At 35.3% G+C, this 19,469-nt stretch carries 17 protein-coding genes; 11 read left to right on the forward strand and 6 right to left on the reverse strand.

Annotated elements, in window-relative coordinates; all coding sequences use genetic code 11:
* Window positions 1-121: 121 nt before the first annotated feature.
* Together E4T88_RS05085 and E4T88_RS05090 are read right to left on the reverse strand one after the other, a co-directional pair.
* A complete protein-coding gene (locus E4T88_RS05085; protein ID WP_006843518.1) occupies window positions 122-343 on the reverse strand; it encodes a hypothetical protein in 222 nt (73 codons plus the stop codon).
* A gap of 177 nt (window positions 344-520) precedes the next feature.
* Window positions 521-2,188, reverse strand: a complete 1,668-nt coding sequence (locus E4T88_RS05090; protein WP_135104370.1) for an AMP-binding protein — start codon at window positions 2,186-2,188, stop codon at window positions 521-523.
* A gap of 190 nt (window positions 2,189-2,378) precedes the next feature.
* On the opposite strand from E4T88_RS05090, the gene mtaB reads away from it, so the two are divergent.
* The 4 genes from mtaB (at window position 2,379) to E4T88_RS05110 (ending at window position 6,343) form a co-directional block, all read left to right on the forward strand.
* Complete coding sequence (gene mtaB / locus E4T88_RS05095; RefSeq protein WP_135104371.1) at window positions 2,379-3,689, forward strand: tRNA (N(6)-L-threonylcarbamoyladenosine(37)-C(2))-methylthiotransferase MtaB; 1,311 nt, start codon at window positions 2,379-2,381, stop codon at window positions 3,687-3,689.
* Between the two features lie 2 nt (window positions 3,690-3,691).
* The gene (locus E4T88_RS05100; RefSeq protein WP_135104372.1) at window positions 3,692-4,606 is read left to right on the forward strand and encodes a lysophospholipid acyltransferase family protein; all 915 of its coding nucleotides are present in this window, start codon (window positions 3,692-3,694) and stop codon (window positions 4,604-4,606) included.
* Window positions 4,603-5,631, forward strand: coding sequence for a glycosyltransferase family 2 protein (locus E4T88_RS05105; protein WP_135104373.1), 1,029 nt, complete (start codon window positions 4,603-4,605; stop codon window positions 5,629-5,631). Before E4T88_RS05100 ends, E4T88_RS05105 begins: the two co-directional genes overlap by 4 nt.
* Window positions 5,632-5,719: 88 nt before the next feature.
* Window positions 5,720-6,343 carry a DUF4294 domain-containing protein gene (locus E4T88_RS05110; protein ID WP_135104374.1) on the forward strand — a complete coding sequence of 208 codons (624 nt, stop codon included), beginning with the start codon at window positions 5,720-5,722 and terminating at the stop codon, window positions 6,341-6,343.
* 85 nt (window positions 6,344-6,428) lie between these two features.
* On the opposite strand, the gene E4T88_RS05115 is transcribed toward E4T88_RS05110, so the two are convergent.
* Window positions 6,429-8,078, reverse strand: coding sequence for an alkaline phosphatase (locus tag E4T88_RS05115; RefSeq protein WP_135104375.1), 1,650 nt, complete (start codon window positions 8,076-8,078; stop codon window positions 6,429-6,431).
* Between the two features lie 518 nt (window positions 8,079-8,596).
* Here E4T88_RS05115 and surE point away from each other — a divergent pair.
* Window positions 8,597-9,370, forward strand: a complete 774-nt coding sequence (gene surE / locus E4T88_RS05120) for a 5'/3'-nucleotidase SurE (protein WP_135104376.1) — start codon at window positions 8,597-8,599, stop codon at window positions 9,368-9,370.
* 26 nt (window positions 9,371-9,396) lie between these two features.
* Window positions 9,397-10,539: a lipid-A-disaccharide synthase gene (lpxB, locus tag E4T88_RS05125; protein WP_135104377.1), complete on the forward strand. Its 1,143-nt coding sequence runs from the start codon at window positions 9,397-9,399 to the stop codon at window positions 10,537-10,539.
* Between the two features lie 17 nt (window positions 10,540-10,556).
* Here lpxB and E4T88_RS05130 read toward each other — a convergent pair whose 3' ends face one another.
* Genes E4T88_RS05130 through E4T88_RS05140 form a run of 3 tightly spaced genes read right to left on the reverse strand, consistent with a single transcriptional unit; the run spans window position 10,557 to window position 12,405 of the window.
* Entirely contained in the window at window positions 10,557-11,519 is a 963-nt protein-coding gene (locus E4T88_RS05130; protein WP_135104378.1) for an alpha/beta hydrolase, read from the reverse strand.
* Between the two features lie 12 nt (window positions 11,520-11,531).
* Window positions 11,532-12,152: a hypothetical protein gene (locus E4T88_RS05135; protein ID WP_135104379.1), complete on the reverse strand. Its 621-nt coding sequence runs from the start codon at window positions 12,150-12,152 to the stop codon at window positions 11,532-11,534.
* Entirely contained in the window at window positions 12,142-12,405 is a 264-nt protein-coding gene (locus E4T88_RS05140) for a DUF2089 family protein (RefSeq protein ID WP_135104380.1), read from the reverse strand. Before E4T88_RS05140 ends, E4T88_RS05135 begins: the two co-directional genes overlap by 11 nt.
* A 183-nt stretch (window positions 12,406-12,588) precedes the next feature.
* On the opposite strand from E4T88_RS05140, the gene E4T88_RS05145 reads away from it, so the two are divergent.
* The 5 genes from E4T88_RS05145 (at window position 12,589) to E4T88_RS05165 (ending at window position 19,453) form a co-directional block, all read left to right on the forward strand.
* Window positions 12,589-13,662, forward strand: coding sequence for a glycosyltransferase family 4 protein (locus tag E4T88_RS05145; RefSeq protein WP_135104381.1), 1,074 nt, complete (start codon window positions 12,589-12,591; stop codon window positions 13,660-13,662).
* A gap of 395 nt (window positions 13,663-14,057) precedes the next feature.
* Window positions 14,058-14,888, forward strand: a complete 831-nt coding sequence (locus E4T88_RS05150) for a polysaccharide biosynthesis/export family protein (RefSeq protein ID WP_135104382.1) — start codon at window positions 14,058-14,060, stop codon at window positions 14,886-14,888.
* Window positions 14,889-14,893: 5 nt separating this feature from the next.
* Window positions 14,894-17,236, forward strand: a complete 2,343-nt coding sequence (locus E4T88_RS05155; protein WP_135104383.1) for a GumC family protein — start codon at window positions 14,894-14,896, stop codon at window positions 17,234-17,236.
* Window positions 17,193-18,203, forward strand: coding sequence for an SDR family oxidoreductase (locus tag E4T88_RS05160; protein ID WP_185146722.1), 1,011 nt, complete (start codon window positions 17,193-17,195; stop codon window positions 18,201-18,203). Before E4T88_RS05155 ends, E4T88_RS05160 begins: the two co-directional genes overlap by 44 nt.
* 5 nt (window positions 18,204-18,208) lie before the next feature.
* Window positions 18,209-19,453: a nucleotide sugar dehydrogenase gene (locus tag E4T88_RS05165; protein WP_135104384.1), complete on the forward strand. Its 1,245-nt coding sequence runs from the start codon at window positions 18,209-18,211 to the stop codon at window positions 19,451-19,453.
* Window positions 19,454-19,469: the final 16 nt, after the last annotated feature.

Genomic DNA, 19,469 nt, shown 5'->3' on the forward strand with positions numbered 1-19,469 from the left:
GAGTGTGCAAAGATAGTTATTTTTAATGTTAAAGATTTTTAAATAAAAAATAACTATAATAAAAAAACCCGTATGAGTGTATTACCTCATACAGGTTTCATAAATCTTAACTGTCGCTGGATTATTTTTTTACAGCAGTAGCTACAGAGTCAGCAGCAGCTTGAGCAGCAGCAGCGATTGAGTCAGCTTGAGCTTTAGCAGCAGCTTCAGCAGCTACTTGAGCTTCAACAGCAGCTAAAGAGTCAGCTTTAGCCTTAGCAGCAGCTTCTTCAGCAGCTTTGTTATTACATGATGCGAAAGAGATTGCGATAGCAGCAACAGCAAATAAAACTAATTTTTTCATTTTCTTTTCTATTAAAACTTAAACGGTAAATGTATTTGAGTTATAATTTCTGATAACACGATGCAAATATATACATATTTCTTTACATGTTGTACAGCACAATTATATTTTTTTTAGTGTTTTTTTTATTTTTTTCTGAGGGGGGTACTTTTTTACTGTTAAATACACTGTAACTATTTAGTTATCATATAGATATCTTTTTATGCTTTTTTTAGGAGTTTTTTCAAATTCACTCGGGTAAATTTGTACCGCCGATATATTTTCGTATGCTGCAAGCATCTTATTTAGGTTTTGCCTATTTTGTTCCATTATTGCCGGCAACATTTCGTGATCTACATGGGCGGCATCCATAGTTTCATAATCAGGATGAGCTAATGCAACCAATTTACCATTTCGCTCCACGACGAGGCTTTCCAATACGAATGGCATATTGTTAAGCTTAGATTCTATTTCTTCAGGGAATATATTCTGTCCATTAGGGCCTAGCAACATCGTTTTGCTGCGTCCTCTTATGAAAATTGTGTTATTTTTATCTATAGTTCCCAAATCTCCTGTTTTCAACCAGCCATCTTCAGTAAAGGCTGCTTTTGTCGCTTCTTCATTTTTGTAATAACCCTTCATTACATTTTCTCCCCTTACCTGTATTTCTCCTACAATATTATATGGGTCTTGCGAGTCTATACGGACTTCCATAATATTGTCTAATATCCTACCGCAAGATGTGGGTATAAAATCGTAATGATGCTCGTATGAAATTAAAGGAGCACATTCAGTCATACCATAACCAACCGTAAATGGAAATTTGATTTTGTGAAGAAAGGCTTCCACTTCTCCATTTAGAGCTGCACCACCAATGATTACTTCATGAAAATTGCCACCTAAAGCATCTATTAAGCCTTTTCTTATTTTTGCATAAATCTGATCCTTTACAATCGGAATTTTCAAGGCCATTTTTATAGCAGGCTTCTCTATCTTAGGTAAAATTGCTTTTTTGTATATTTTTTCAATAACAAGAGGTACTGTTATAATAAGGTGTGGTTTTATTTCGGCAAAAGCCTCGGTTAGTATCTTAGGAGATGGGGCTCTTCCTAATAACGTTGTGTGCGAGCCTTCGGTCAAGGAATACAAAAATTCAAACGCACAGCCGTAAGCATGCGCCAGTGGAAGAAAAGAAACGATATCTTGTCCTCTGAATAGTAATTTCAGATATTGAGCATGAGTTATATTTCCTGCAAGGTTATTGGCTGTAAGCATAACCCCTTTGCTAAAGCCTGTTGTTCCCGAAGTATAATTAATGAGTACGACTTCTGAGTTATCTACTTTAGCGTAATTAATATCATTAGGAGAGTAACCATTGGGGTACTTCTCCTTCATTTTTTTGTCTAACTCTTCTACCGCCAGGGAAAGCTTTTCTCCTTTTCCCTCGTGCAAGCAAGTAAGCTTGAAATCATTAATAGAGAATACTCCTCTTACTCCCGGTATATGATCTTCATCCAGAGAGTCCCATATATTATTGGCTGTGAATAATAATTTTGATTCAGAGTGATTGATTATATGCTGTATATTGTCTGCATGGAAATCCTGTAGGATAGGTACAATGGTAGCACCATAAGTGATAACGGCAAGATAAGTAACACACCAAGGAATATTATTTTTGCCAATAAGAGCAACTTTATCTCCTTTTGCTATTTGAGCATCATCCAGTAATATATGTATTCTAGCTATTTCACGAGCCAGATCTTTATAATACAATGTTTTTTTTTCGGAATAGTCAGACAAGCCCTTCAAGTCCCAATTGTTTCTAAAACTGTCTTCATATAAGGTTATTAGATTCTTGTCAATCATGATTTGTTGCTCATTTTTATAAATTTTGTGCAAAAATAGAGACTATCATCATAATCTACAACTATTTTATATGTAAAGTTTCACGTAATTGTGTAATTTTGTACTCTTTTTGTATGACAATAATTAATAAATTGCTTGTAGAACAAAGTTATTTATTTCAATATTATTAAATTAGGTTCTGTAATATACAATGATAGATAATTCAATTTTTGAGAATAAAAAAGCAGCCTATCTCACATTAGGCTGTAAATTAAACTTTGCAGAGACATCAGCTATCGGGCGACAATTGTCCCAAGTTGGTGTTCGTAGATCCAGAGATGGGGAAGTTGCAGATATATGTGTTATAAATACTTGCTCGGTAACCGAATTTGCAGATAAGAAATGTCGTCAGGCTGTACGTAAAATGATTAAAGAAAACCCCGGTGCTTATGTTATAGTAACAGGATGCTACGCTCAACTTAAACCCGAAGATATTGCGGGTATAAAAGGTGTGGATATTGTACTGGGATCGGAGCAGAAGCTTGATGTAGTAGCTTATCTTGACGAACTAAAGAAAAAAGATAAAGGGGTCGTACATACTTCTAAAACGAATAAGATAAAGTCATTTGTTCCATCGTGTTCACAGGATGATCGTACCCGCTATTTTCTGAAAGTGCAGGATGGCTGTGATTACTTTTGTTCTTTTTGTACCATTCCTTTTGCCAGAGGACGCAGTCGTAACGGCTCGATAGAAAGCATGGTACAGCAGGCAAAAGAGGTTGCTGAAAAAGGAGGTAAGGAGATTGTTCTAACAGGTGTGAATATAGGAGACTTTGGTAGAACTACCGGCGAAACCTTTTTTGACTTAGTCAAAGCTTTAGATGAAGTGGAGGGTGTTGAGCGTTATCGGATTTCATCAATAGAGCCGAACTTGCTTACCGATGAGATTATACAATTTGTAGCTCAATCAAAACGTTTTGCGCCTCATTTTCATATCCCATTACAGTCGGGTTCGGATGCTGTGCTTAAATTGATGCGCCGCCGCTACGATACTGCATTATTCAGGCATAAAGTAGAAAAGATTAAATCCGTAATGCCTGATGCATTTATCGGAGTTGATGTTATTGTTGGTACAAGAGGAGAGACCGATGAATATTTTGAAGAAGCAAAAGCTTTCTTAGAAAGTCTTGATTTTTCACAATTGCATGTTTTTACATATTCTGAACGTCCGAATACGCAGGCTTTGAAAATAGATCACGAAGTAGATCCTAAAACTAAGCATGCACGTTGTAAGGCTCTACTAGATTTATCAGACGAAAAATTGCAGGCATTCTATCGGTCGCAGCAAGGAACAAAGCGAAAAGTGTTATTCGAGCATACTCAACATGATAGCGTTATGTATGGTTTTACTGAGAATTATATAAAAGTAGAAACTCAGTATCATGCACATAAAGCGAATGAAATAAAAATGATAACTTTGGGCGATTTTAATTCCATAAAAACAGCTCTTACCGAGATCTGACGATGAATAAGATATTATATTATATATTGTATATCTGGATGTATTTGCATGCGCTGTTACCATTCAGAGCATTATATATTTTATCTGATTTCCTCTATTTTCTAGTATATAAGGTTATTCGTTATAGGTTGAAAGTCGTACGCATCAATCTTAAAAATAGCTTTCCCGAGAAAACGGATAAAGAGTTGCACGTTATCGAGAAAGAATTTTACCATCATTTTTGCGATTACTTCGTAGAAACACTAAAACTATTACATATCTCTGATGAAGAGATGCAAAAGCGAATGGTTTTTGAGAATATGGATATCGTGAAAGATTTGATGAAGGATGGAAACTCTGCCTTAATGTTCTTAGGGCATTATGGTAATTGGGAATGGGTTCCATCAATCACGATGTCGTTTCGCAATGAAGAGGATCAAAATAAGCTTTTAGGACAGATTTATAGACCTTTGAAAAATAAAGCTGTCGATAATTTGTTTCTCAAGATACGTAGTCGGTTTGGTTCGTTCGGAATAGCTAAGAATGAAACGTTGCGTGTTATTGTAAAGCTAAGAAAGGCAAAACAACAAGTATTAATAGGCTTCATGGCCGATCAGACGCCGTCTTTTCACAACATACATTATTGGTCAACTTTTATGAATCAAGAATCTGCTGTTTTTACAGGAGTTGAGCGTATTGCAAAACAAACCGGATTTGCTGTCGTTTACCTTGATATAGAAAAGGTGAAAAGAGGACATTATAAAGGAACGGTAAAATTGATTTCGGATAAGCCTCAGGCTGCCCCCGAATTCTATATAACAGAAACTTATATACGAGAGATGGAAAGAACCATTCTGCGTAATCCTGCTTATTGGCTATGGACTCACAAGCGATGGAAAATGACTCGGAAGGAAGTTGAATTAGCACAACATAAATGAAAAAAATAGCAATTGTTATTCTTAACTGGAACGGGAAAAAGTTACTAGAAGAGTTTCTTCCTACAGTTGTACGGTATTCATCTTTTCCTGATGTCGAAATTGTTGTGGCTGATAATGGTTCTACAGATGAGTCTTTATCTTTCTTAGAGACATCATATCCTCAAATATCATTGATAAGACTCCCTGAAAACTATGGTTTTGCAGGAGGATACAATGTTGCATTGAAAGAAGTCGCTGCCGAATATTTTGTTATTCTCAATTCTGATGTTGAAGTAACCGAAAACTGGTTAAACACGACTATATCCTATCTGGATGAAAATGCAGATGTTGCTGCCGTCCAGCCTAAGATATTGGCTCAACGAAACAAAGCTAGTTTTGAATATGCAGGAGCTGCGGGTGGATTCTTAGACAAGTATGGTTATCCATTTTGTAGGGGGCGTATTTTTCAAAAAATAGAAGAGGATCATCATCAGTATGATACGCCAATAGATATCTTATGGGCTACGGGAGCTTGTCTCATTATACGTTCTGCAGACTTCTTTGAGGTAGGAGGGTTCGACTCTTCCTTTTTTGCACATATGGAAGAGATTGATCTTTGTTGGAGGTTGAACTCAAGAGGCAGGCGTATTGTTTGCTTACCTTCTTCGGTTGTATATCATGTGGGAGCCGCTACCTTGAAAAAGGAAAATCCCAGAAAAACATTTCTCAATTTCAGGAATAACCTTATAATGCTTTATAAAAATCTGCCTCAGGATAACTTAAAGAAAGTGATGACTATACGGCTGATATTGGATTATATCGCGGCGTTCCAATTTGCTGTAACAGGAAAGTATGCTAACGCGAAAGAGGTTGTTAGAGCCCATAAAGACTTTTATAATAACAGGAAGATGTATCGGTCTGCTAGAAATGAAAATCTGGAAAAAATGATTGTTGAATACCCTGCAACTATCTACCCAAGAAGTATTCTTGCTGCTTATTATCTGAGAGGAATAAAGTTATTCTCAAATTTGAAGTTTGGACGTTAAGCTCTTCAACTGCAATTAAGTTTGATATTTCTTATCTGAATTTTCTTTTTTCTTGTATATTTGGACTGTATTTATACTGCGTAACCCAATGAGAAAGATTGTATTTTCTTTTGTCTTGTTATTGTTGGTTTCTGTGGCTCTCAAGGCACAGGAAAAGCAAGATACGTATATAGATATGGCAGTTATCTATCATGGGGATACGATTGCTATTATGAACCTCAAGCCGGTTTATATATATGCTCCATTAAAATTTAAGAATAACAAGCAAAGACAGGAATACTCAAAACTAGTAAGGGACGTCCGCATAGCGTACCCTTATGCAAAGATGATTACAGCTGCTATTGTTGAAACTTATGAATATATGCAATCCTTGCCCAATGATAAAGCAAGAGATAAGTATATGAACGATGTGCAGAAATATATGATGGAGGAATACAAACCCAAGATGAAGAAAATGACCAAGAATCAGGGTAAGGTTTTGGTGAAGCTTATCGATCGTCAATGTAATACCTCGTCATATAATATTGTAAAAGCCTTGGTTGGTAGCTTCAAAGCCGGTGTATATAATGCTTTTGCCGGATTGTTTGGCAATAGCCTGAAAACAGAATATGATCCTGAAGGTAGAGATGCCGAAATAGAAGCCATCGTTACTCAGTTGGAACAAGGTACATTAGATTATTATTATTCCATTAATTATCATGGATATAAATGATTGATAACAATTAGATTACATAAATAAAACAGCGACAAGCCCTTTTGAGTTTATCGCTGTTTTGTATATGGGGGTAACTATCTTCTTATAGCTTATTAATTAGGCTCTTAGGAACATAGAATGTGTCGTTCTTGTCTATGTATACAGTCACTGTACTTAACGAGATTGGCTGATTGTTGAGATAAACTACCGACTTGAACGCAGGTATAGTCAAGGTCATATTTCCTTTCTTTACTTTTAATACAGGGAAATCAGTAGACTTATCGATGCTATACTCTAATCCTTTGAAGACTTCTGTATGTTTAGCAAACACTTCTTCTGTCATATCTTTCAAAGATGTTTTGAGCCCTATAGCGTCAGATAAATATTGGTTTATTTCTACATTCGTATTCATACCTATAGGCAGATCACCATCAGGATGATAAGCTGCGAGAAATACTTCTTCGCCGGTATGCCCTCCCGTTGTGAAACCGAAATATGTATGTTGATTCATTATATTAATAATACTCGAACCCATATTCACGCTATTGCTTACTTTCATATAGTCAGCTTCTTGATAGTTCTTAGAACTGAGAAGTAAGTTTAATTCATCGTCGTTCAGGTCTATATTCGTATATTCTTTAAATATGCTTTTGAAATCTTCCGGTTTCGATTTTAATAAGATACGCTCCAAACCTTCTCCTGTTTTTTTGTATTGCGATACATTTTTGAATAGTTGATCGATGGTTGCTTTGTCATAGCTTTTCAGGTCTCTACGACCAATTGTGAATCCGCTATTTCCATGATCGGGAAGAACTATTACAGTTGTTTCTCCATTCTTGCGGGCAAAATCCATAACAGTAGCAACTGCTTTGTCGAATGCTAAATATTCTGTAATACAGCCTACAGCATCGTTTCCGTGAGCAGACCAGTCTACTTTACTGCCTTCTACCATGAGGAAAAAGCCGTTTTCGTTCTGAGAAAGCCTGTCTAGCGCTTTTTTAGTCATTTCATTCAGTGACGGAACTAGAGTAGAGTCTCTGTCGATGTCGTAAGGTAGCTCTCTTTCTCCGAATAATGCCCAAACTTTATCTTTTCCATTAAAGTTACGGAAAGCTTTTAGATCATCCTGAATAAGTCTGGTTCCCGTGTTTTTGAAATGTTGTTTAATGTCGTCAGTAAGTATAGAATTACCACCACCAAACATGACATCTAAGTTTTGATATGCCATTTGTGATGCGATATATTCATATTTGCCTCTGGCATAATAGTGTGCAGAGCAGTCTGCGGGTGTTGCATGCGGGAATTCCACCGTAACAACCAATCCCGTAGCTTTGTTTTGTTGATGTTTAGCAGCTTCCAGTATTGTAGCTAATGGTTGGTAAGCTTTTGCCGGATCTACAGGTACTAAGTCATTTTGAGGATCGGCAACAGGATAGATCGATACATTACCCGTCTGTTGGGGCATACCGGTCATATAACAAGAAGTTGTAGGAGCCGAGTCTCCAATGGGAGCATTTGATGAAAATGTTTTTACCGTGCCGCATAGATAAGGGTCAATAGCTAAATTGTTGCTTCCAAGCTTGTTGTAAATCTGATACCAACGTGCGGCAGAAACTACACCGATAGATGTTCCGTCAGGTATCATCACAATCACATTTTTGGTAGGTCTGACATGCTTGCGGTACTGCTGTTGGGCATATATCGCGGTCGAAAAAATCAGCAGAAGCAATAAGACCGTACTTGTTTTTCTCATGTTGGGAATATTTTGAATGATTAATAAATTGAAAAAGTATACCAAAGTTACAAAATATGTTTGCATCGCAAAGACGCTGGATAATAATTTAAAGCCATTTCAAACCTTTTGTAAATAACACAAAAAAGAGTTTGTTTTTTAATGGCTATAATTCATTTAAGTCACGCTTTTTACCGTGCGTGGGTGTTACTTTTTTATGGTTTTGTATATTGTTGTACATCATATGTTTAGATATTTAATGTTGTTAAAAAGTAACAAAAGTAACAGTCGTTATGCTCTTTTTAATGTCACTTTTACTTCTTTCAGATCACTATAATGTCTTATATAAGATAAATCTGCAATATAAGATTACAAACAGTTATTTGTTGATAAATGTGACTGCTCGGAGTCGTTCCTTTCGTCGATTTCTTTTTACAAAGGAAATAAATACGCTCTAAAAATATTGATGTATCTTTGTTTCTTAACTGAAATTTAATTTTTAGTTCTTAGTTTTGTTTTTTAATGATAAATAAAGATAGATGGAGAATAGGAAGCCTCTGATACTGATTACGAATGACGATGGTTATCAGGCTAAAGGTATAGAAGCATTGATAGATAGCGTAAAAGATTTAGGAGATATTATAGTTGTAGCACCCGATGGACCTCGTTCGGGAATGTCGAGTGCAATAACATCATTACAGCCATTACGGGTATATTTGATAAGTGAAAGCCAGAATATCAAAGTCTATGCGACAACAGGAACTCCTGTGGACTGTGTAAAGTTGGGTATAAGTGAACTGGCTGAACGCAGGCCTGACATTGTTCTTTCGGGTGTAAATCATGGTTCGAATGCAGCGGTAGCTGTCCTTTATTCGGGAACAATGGGAGCAGCAATAGAAGGAGCGGTATTTAAAATACCATCTATTGGATTTTCGTTGCTTGATCATAGTCACAATGCTGATTTTACTTACTCAAAAAAATATATTCACTCTATTACCAAGCAAGTATTGGAAGATGGGCTGCCTAGTGGAACATGTTTGAATGTAAATATTCCGAAAGGAGACGATATAAAAGGAATCCGTGTTTGTCGTCAGACATCCGGACAGTGGGTGAATGAATTTATGCAGTCGAAAGATGGTGCAGATAAAGATATATATTGGTTGACAGGAAACTTTGAGAATGATGAGCCTAGTGATGAAATGACGGATGAATGGGCTTTGGCTAACAGGTATGTTTCAGTTGTGCCGGTGAAGGTGGATATGACAAATCATGATCTTATTGCCTCAATAAAGTCTTGGGAAGCCATTCTTTAATTCTCTATCGATAAAATTACAATACAATGAAATATTTTTTGGTGGCAGGAGAAGCTTCGGGAGATTTGCATGGGTCTAACTTGATGGCAGCTCTCAAGGCGCAGGATGCAGAAGCTGAATTTTGCTTTCTGGGAGGGGATCTCATGTTGGCTCAGGGAGGACGACTCGTAAAACATTATCGCGAAATGGCTTTTATGGGATTTATTCCTGTACTTCTCAATCTGAGGACTATTCTTCGTAATATGAAGATGTGTCAAAAGGAGATTATGGCGTTTAATCCCGATGTGTTGATATTGATCGATTATCCCGGATTTAATCTGAAAGTTGCCAAATATATTAAAACGCATACCAACATTCCTGTATATTATTATATCTCCCCAAAAGTATGGGCTTGGAAAGAATATAGAGTGAAATCGTTTAAGAAATATGTTGACGAAATGCTTTCTATTCTTCCTTTTGAAGTCGATTTCTATAAGAAGCATGACTATCGTATCGATTATGTGGGGAATCCTGTGGTCGATGCTGTAGCCAATTTTAGAGAAGAGAATAAGAATGACGTTAAAGATAAGTTTATAGCGGAAAACGACTTAGATAATAAACCTATTGTAGCATTACTTGCCGGTAGCCGCCAACAAGAAATAAAAGATAATCTGCCCGCTATGCTCGAGGCAATTGAAGGCTTTAAAGATTATCAAGCTGTGATAGCCGGAGCACCCGGTATAGATCCTGATTATTACAAAGAATATATAGGTCGTAATTCTTGTAAAATTGTATTTGGTCAAACTTACAGACTTTTGCAGTATGCTGATGTGGCATTGGTGACATCCGGCACGGCTACATTAGAAACTGCTTTATTCAAAGTTCTGCAAGTTGTCTGTTACAAAACGCCTATTCCTCATGTGGTTTATTGGGCATTCAAGAATATACTTCATACAAAATATATTTCGTTAGTAAATCTGATAGCCGATAGGGTAGTGGTACAAGAGCTTTTTGCCAAATTTTTCTCTGTAGATACAATTAGGGAGGAAGTTAATAAGCTTTTGAATGACAACACCTATCGTGAAACGATGTTAGCCGACTATGATGAAGTTATAAGAATATTGGGTGAGTCTGGAGCGTCGCAAAGAGCTGCAGATATTATTATACAAAAACTAAAGAGAGGAAAATAATTCCTCTCTTTCGCTTTCTAATTTTTTATAAAGTTTATTATAACTTTTCCTATTTCTTTGTTTAGCGGAATATTTTTGTTGCTGTATGTTGGCGTTTGTTCTGCCATGTCGCTACTTTTGCAGTCTTTCAATACATGGTTCATATTCTCTATAACAACCTTTTTTGCTTTAGGATTTGCTACAGATAGTAGGTTTGCCTGCTCTGTGGGTACTTGTATGTCTGTTGTTCCTTGTATAATTAAAGTTGGAATGGTAAGTTTTGCTATCTCTTCCTGAGGATTATATTTCATTACTGATATCATATATGGTTGTACGCTTGGGCGAAATAGTGCATTGAGTGTTGGAGGAACATTCGAGATAGTTTCACCTTGTTTCAATTTATCTAAATAAGAGAATATCAGATCTTTTGTAGCCTGGGGCTGTCCCGCCAACTGCTTTTCTAATTGTTCTTTGAGTATCACATCAAAAGGTACACCCATTCCTGCTATAGAAATGTATTTTGTAACTTTTGGATTGTTTTCTGTGGCAATCATCCCAATCAACGAACCTTCGCTATGCCCTATAATTATTATGTTAGAAAACCGCTTGTCGTTTGACAATAAATCTATCCACCCTTTTACATCTTCAATATAATTCTCAAATCGGATATCCGATTCCTCTTTCATTGCTGATTTGCTCGCAGCTATACCTCTTTTGTCGAAGCAGAGTGTAGCTATTCCACTGTAGAATAATTCATCAGACAACATTTTGTATGCATCGTTTTGAGTAAGTTGACTATTTCCATTGCGGTCTGTTGGTCCCGAACCTGCTATAATAATTGCTATTGGTACAGGAGTTTTACTATTCGGAACTTTTAATGAGCCAAATATATCCCCTGTTTCCGTTTTCAATATAATAGGTTCTTCACTTACGATTAATTGTGCTGATATATTTAGGGATAAGAGTAATAATAAAATAAATGATAGTTTTTTGCGATTCATAGTGGTCTGTTTTTAGTGTAAATAAGGTATGGTGATAAAAATAAGTACTTTAATTAATATTTCGGATATGATAAGAGCTGCTGTAAAAGAGATTCCTCCAATAACTCCTTTTATATTACCCGAAACGGAATAGGCATTGTATTTAAGAACAATGGACCAAGCTAATATTACAACAGACAGTAGAGAGGCTATTACTAATATTCCAATATTATCTTTCAGTATAGAAAATATTTCATTTGTATTTACTGCATTTATGTTTCCAAAATCTAAATGAACAGGGGGTATTAAGCCTACTAGCCCAAACAAGATATGGGGTGCTTGTGATAAAGACATTGTGCCTGCAATATCAATAATACGGACAGAAGATTTGGATACAATGCGGGCCGCAATATAGAAAATCACTGTCATAGAAATGAGGGTGATGATCTGATAAACTATGTGGACTGCATAGTGTTGAGGTTGATTTGGTGGCGCATATTGCATCCCGATCACTCCATTGAAATGAGTATTTCCCAAATACCCCAAAACCGATAGTAATAACATTACAATTAGCCCAAGTATAAGAGCTTTTGTACCGGCAATGTATTGAAATGGTTTGAATAACCAGCTTGTCACAGAAGGTTTACTTTTCATATTCTTTTAGTTTATCAATTATATCGTCTAATAAATTTCTCACGGTAGGGTAACTCAATTTTAAATCTTTAGCCATCTCTTTTAAACTTCCACTATTTTTCACAAATTTTAGAATAAAGTCTTGATCTTCTACAGACAGACGAGCTAGTATGGGGAGTGCATAGAGACCGTGCACCTCTGTTGCACAGTTTTCACAAACAAGGCTTTTGACTTTTAATTGTGTTTTACAACTTGGACAATTACATGGTAACATATTTACTGCATTTTTTTTACAAACATAATGTTTTATTTAGTAATATTAAATATATATTTAATAAAATTTATTTTTATTTTAATTTTATGTTCGCTGTATTGTTTTTAGAGTTTCTAAATAAGAGTTTTAATAATGATAAAAGAATTGCTAAACTCATTATATTTGTGAAGAAAAGATGAAGAAATGAAGAACAATATAAAAATTAATTTTATTCTACCATTCAAGCCTCGTCGCCCTGCAGGTGGATTTCGTGTTATGTACGAATATGCAAATCGATTGGCTTACATGGGGTATCAAGTTCATCTAACATTTCCTATCAAAACAAAGTATATGAAGTATCGTTTACCATACTTCGTACGCTGTCTTTTATCTAAAATTGAACGATTTGATAGAAATAAATGGTTCGAGTTTGATCCGGATATTACGATGTCTTATGTAAAAGAAGTAAAGGACAAATATGTGGTTGATGCAGATATTGTTATTGCTACTTGGTGGTCTACCGTATTGGATATGGGAACACTATCTCCTCAAAAAGGTAAAAAAATCAACCTTATACAAGGCTATGAAAATTGGGAAGGACATGAAGATTTACTTTACTCTTCGTATAACTTGAAAGATACGGTTAATATCGTTGTTGCTTCTTATTTAAAAAAGATAGTAGCCAAGCATACCAATAATAGAGTAGAATTGATTGAAAATGGAGTTGACAACAATGTATATTACATTAAGGAAAGAATAGAGAATAGAGAGATTGCAACCGTTGCTATGATGTATTCTGTTCAAGAAATAAAAGGTTCTAAATATGGGTTAGAAGCACTACATCTTGTAAAAGAGCAGATTCCCGAGCTTAAAGTTGATTTATTCGGCATTTATCCCTCACCTGAAGATTTGCCCGACTGGATTCATTATCATAGAGATCCGGATGATTTGTGTGCAATCTATAATCGTAACTCTATATTTATATCCAATAGCTTTACTGAGGGGTTTGGCCTGGTATCTGTAGAGTCTATGTTTTGTGGATGTGCTCTTATATGCACCAATATAGAAGGGCATAAAGAATATGCGGTTGAAGGAGAAACGGCATTGTTGGTAGAACCTGGTGATGCGAAAAATATGGCTGATAAAATTTGCTATTTGATTAAGGATAATGAATATCGTATAGACTTGGCTAAGAGAGGACATGAATATGTGCTTCGTTTTAGTTGGGATAATGCTATAGGAAAAATGGGAACCATTATTAGAGGTATGTTATACTAAAATTTTAATAGTGAGTGATTAAAGTGAATAAATGTTGCTTTTCTCATGGTTTGAGTCTTAAATCCTTTATTATGATCGTGGATATTGATATTGTTAAAGTTGTGTAAATAAAGGTTAATTTGATAAGCCTTTTAAACGATCTGTTTTCTTTTTTGTGAAATTTTACAGCATTTTTTGGATTAATACCCGAATTCTTAAATCCTAGACACCATAACACTTTCAAGATTTTTTTTTAGTCTGATATCTTCTTTTTTTTAGGCTTTTTCCTTTTTGTTTATTTAATGTTGATTCCATTTCTTAAAAAAGTTATTATTTTTTCTTTAGTCAAAAAAGATAAAAAATAAATTATCTTTGGCAGGAAATCTCTTTTATAAAACATTATTTATTTTAACACAATGAAACCAAAAAGGAGTTTGCGCAGAATTCTTCACTCATTAATAGTTTCTTTTTTAGTTATTTTTTTAGGTTCGTGTACGGGTTATAAACAGTTGCCTTATTTAAAGAACGCAGAAACAGTTTCACCTGAAGTTTTATCAAGTATGGCTGCTATTCATGAAGCGAAAATTATGCCTAATGATATAATTACCATTACTGTCAATTCTAATATACCTGGTGCTGCAACAGATTTCAACCTACCGATGGTACCTACTAATTTAACCTCACCAATACAGACAACGGTAGTATATGCCAATACAACCGGTAGTTTACAAAACTATTTAGTAGATAAAGATGGGAAAATAAATTTTCCAATATTAGGAGAATTAAGTATAGGAGGGATGACGTCTAAGGAGGCTCAAAATTACATTGTATCGTTAATTTATCCACGGTATATAGCTGAAAAACCGGTTGTAAATGTTCGATTCGTAAATTTTGGGGTATCTGTTCTTGGCGAAGTTGCGCGCCCCGGAGTATATACTACACCTAATGGTCAAATGACAATTTTAGATGCTTTGGCTGCAGCCGGAGATATGACAATATACGGACGTAGAGATAATGTATTGTTGCTCAGAATACAAGAAAATGGAGAGATTGCGATGCATCGAATTGATATGCAAGATAAGAGCTTAGTGCTTAATAAAGATCTCTTTTATTTACAACAAAATGACAAGTTATATGTTGAAACTAATAAAGCAAAAGGAAATAATTCTCGATTTGGAACCTTTGAATCGATTAGTTTATCCGCATTATCAATCGTAATCTCAGTAATTGCTATCATAACCCGCTAAATTAAATGGAAACCAATAAAAACTGGAAAGATACAAGTGCTTCAACTTCTGTAACTGATATCATATTTGATTATTTACGCTACTGGAAATGGTTTATTCTATCAGTAGCTGTGTTTTTGATTATTGGAGTCACAATCATTCTTGTTACCCAAAAGCAGTATAAATCTTCACTTTCTATATTGCTCAACGAGGATAAAGGAACAAGTAAAGGAAATGCAGCAGCAGAGTTTGATTTAGAGGCTCTCGGTTTGCTTTCTACAACAAACAATATAGAAAACGAAGTTGCAATTTTATCTTCTCCCGATTTGATGCGTTCTGTTGTAGATACATTGAATTTGCAAACTGTATATTATATAACTCAGAGACTTAGGAAAGTTGAGCTATACAATCAAACGCCTTTTCATGTCACTTTAGAACCTGTAGATAAAAAAGGAATAGGAAATATTCAATTCTATATACAGAAAAATGAAACAGAATATGAAATCAGCGGTACATATGAAGATCTATTTGCTTCAGAAGAGAAAAAAATAAATGAGAAATATGAATCTCTTCCGAACGAAATAAAGTTAGACGATGCGGCTATAAAAATTGAATTAACAGGTAAAACGCTAACGGAACATGAAAAATACTATGTTCAGGTAAATGATATATACTCTACTGTTTCTTCTCTAAATGACGCGTTATCAGTTTCGCCAACAAGTAAAACGTCTTCGGTCCTTAATATAGGGCTGATTGGCAATAATACTGCCAAGGGTGCTGCCATTCTTCGAGAACTTGTGAAGCAGTATAATGAAATGAACGTAAACATAAAGAATGAGATAGCATACAATACTGCAATCTTTATCAATGATAGATTGAAAGAAATATCTGTAGAACTAGGAGATGCAGAAGAGAATGTTGTTGATTTTAAACAAAAGAACCAAATAACAGATCTGAGTACGGAAGCACAACTATTTGTACAACAAACGGGGCAAAATGAACAAAAATTACTGGAGGTAGAAACCCAGCTCAATGTGATCTCTTTAATAGAGCGTTTTGTGCAAAATCCTGCAAATAAATTTTCAGTGATACCTAACATTGGAATTGCTGATCTCGGTTTGGCTCAAATAATAAATGATTACAACAATAAGCTACTTGTTTCAGAAGTTCAGTTAAAAGGACTGGGTGAAGAAAACCCTACGCGTATAAGACTAACTGATGATATAAACAATATGCGTAGTAGCATATCCAACTCTCTAAAAAATGTCAAGCAGACTTACAATATTTCAAAACAAGATTTATTGAAGCAATCATCTTCTACAAAATCTAGAGTATTGTCAGTTCCTCAACAGGAAAGAGGACTCATCGAAAAAGTAAGGGAGCAACGGATTAAAGAGAATTTGTTTTTATTCCTAATGCAAAAGCGTGAAGAGACTAATTTGTCTATTGCTTCAACCGCGAATAAGGCACGTACAATAGTTTCTCCACAGGAAGATATTCTTCCGATAGCACCTAAGTCCAATATTATTCTTCTTTCGGTATTAATACTCGGTTTTTTATGTCCGATTGTAATTATCTATTTAATCAACCTATTCAAAGTTCAGATAAGAAGTAGAAGTGAACTTGAAAGATTATCGGAAGTACCTATTATCGGACAGATAGGGAAAAATGAGGTTAAGGATCAGGTCGTAATCAGGTCAAATCAAAGCTCTGGTATAGCTGAAATGTTCCGGTCATTAAGAAATAATTTAAATTTTATACTTAAGCATAAGTCAAATCAAACAATATTAGTGACCTCTACTGCTTCCGGTGAAGGAAAAACTTTTATAAGCGTCAACTTGTCGATGAGCTTTGCTCTATCCGGAAAAAAAGTTTTAATCGTCGGTGGGGACATAAGGAATCCGAAACTCAGAAATTATATTCAAGTATCAAGAAACAAAGGTTTGAGTGATTATCTAGTTAGTGATGATTCTTGGCGAAACTATGTTAATGATTCGGGGCTAAATGATAACTTGAAAGTGATGGTGGCCGGAACTATTCCACCTAATCCGAATGAGTTATTAATGGAACCACGCTTAAAAGAATTTATGCTCGAAGCAAGAGAAGAGTTTGATTTTGTAATATTTGATACTGCTCCGGTAGGATTAGTCTCGGATACATATCTAATTGATGAGTATGTTGATGTTACATTGTACATCGTTAGAGAAAATGTAACACCTAGAGCTGCTGTAGACTTCATGAATATGCAAAAAGGTGAAGGTAAATTAATAAATATGTATCTGGTGCTCAATGATTCATATTTAGATAGTAGTTACAGATATGGATATGGAAAAGAATATGGATATGATTCAAAATCAAAAACTCGATAATTCAAGAATTCTTATTACCGGAGGAGCCGGCTTTATAGGTTCTAACCTTTGCGAAGAGTTATTAAAGTACAACTGTGAGGTTATCTGTTTTGATAATTTTTCTACAGGTAAAATGGAAAATATACTTCCATTCTTTGATAAAAAAAACTTTCGGTTAATAGTAGGGGACATTCGCAATTATGATGATTGTTTAAATGCTATAAAAGGCATTGATTACGTTCTTCATGAAGCGGCTTTAGGCTCTGTTCCCCGTTCTATAAAAGATCCGATAACAAGTAACGAAGTGAATGTTTCGGGCTTCTTAAATATGCTATTCGCCGCAAAAGAAGTTGGCGTTAAGCGGTTTATTTATGCTGCAAGTTCTTCTACTTACGGAGATTCTGTCTCGTTGCCCAAAGTAGAAGACGTTATAGGCAAACCCTTATCTCCATACGCAATAACTAAGTATGTTAATGAGCTTTATGCTGATGTGTTTTCACGTACATACGGAATTGAATGTATTGGGCTAAGATATTTTAATGTGTTTGGAAAGCGTCAAGATACCAATGGAGCATATGCTGCTGTTATACCGTTATTCGTTAAGAAGTTAATCAATCACGAATCGCCTGTAATTAATGGGGATGGTGAGTATTCAAGGGATTTCACTTATATAAAGAATGTGATACAGATGAACTTGCTGGCTTTGACGACATCTAATCCTTCAGCATTAAATACAATATATAATACAGCTTTTGGAGAAAGAACAACTCTAAATCAATTGATAAAATATCTAAAAGAATATCTGAGTGAGTATGATCCTCAGATTGCAATGGTGGATATTACACATGGCCCAAATAGAGTTGGAGATATCCCGCATTCATTAGCAAGTATAGATAAAGCAAAAGCTTTGTTAGATTACAATCCGAAATATAGTATGAAAGAAGGATTGAAAGAGGCTGTAGAATGGTATTGGAGTAATTTAAAATAACACAAATGAACAAAATTAAGATCGCAATTATTGGCCTAGGGTATGTAGGCTTACCTCTAGCTAGGCTTTTTGCCACCAAATATCCGGTAGTCGGTTTTGATATTAATCAGGCACGCATTAAGGAATTAATGTCAGGTGTTGATCATACCTTAGAGGTAGATGCTGATATTTTACAGTCTGTTTTGAAAAACGAAAATAGTGACAATATTGGCTTGTTTTGTTCTTGTAACTTAGAGGATATTAGTGACTGTAATTATTATATAGTAACTGTTCCAACACCTGTAGATAAAAACAATAGGCCAGATTTGACCCCTTTATATAAAGCGAGTGAAACAGTTGGGAAGGTTATCAATAAAGGAGATATCGTTATATATGAGTCAACAGTTTACCCCGGAGCTACAGAGGAAGACTGTATTCCTGTAGTAGAAAAAATTTCAGGTCTGAAATATAATGTTGATTTTTTTGCGGGTTACTCTCCTGAAAGAATAAATCCGGGAGATAAAGAACATACTGTCGAAAAAATTAAGAAAGTAACATCCGGTTCTACACCTGAAGTTGGAGAAAAAGTAAATGCCCTTTATTCCTCAGTTATTAAAGCAGGAACGCATTTGGCTCCAACTATAAAAGTGGCAGAAGCGGCAAAGGTTATTGAAAACTCTCAACGGGATATAAATATTGCATTTGTAAATGAATTAAAGAAAATATTCGATAGAATGAATATTGACACCAATGCTGTATTACAAGCTGCCGGAACGAAATGGAATTTCCTTCCATTTAAGCCCGGGCTGGTTGGAGGGCACTGCATCGGTGTAGACCCATATTATTTGGCTCAAAAAGCGCAGGAATATGGCTATCATCCCGAAATCATACTTGCTGGTCGCCGCCTGAATGACAGTATGGGCGAGTACGTTGCTAGTGAGGTTGTTAAGAAGATGATTAAACAAGGTATACAAATAAAGGGGGCTAATATACTAGTTCTAGGAATTACATTTAAAGAAAACTGTCCCGATGTTCGTAATACAAAGGTTGTAGATGTAATTCGTGAACTCAAAGAATACGGTACAAATATAACAATTTATGATCCTTGGGCTAATCCAGAAGAAGTGGAGCATGAATATGGATTGGATATAGAAACCAAACTACCTAACGGCAAATTTGATGCTGTAGTGTTGGCGGTGAGTCATAAGGAATTTGAAGAATTAGATATGTCGTCTATTTCTAAATATAAGATTAAGTATAGTTTAAAATAAAATTATTTCTATATAA

Origin of the sequence: Dysgonomonas mossii, assembly GCF_004569505.1 — a bacterium.
GTDB lineage: Bacteria > Bacteroidota > Bacteroidia > Bacteroidales > Dysgonomonadaceae > Dysgonomonas.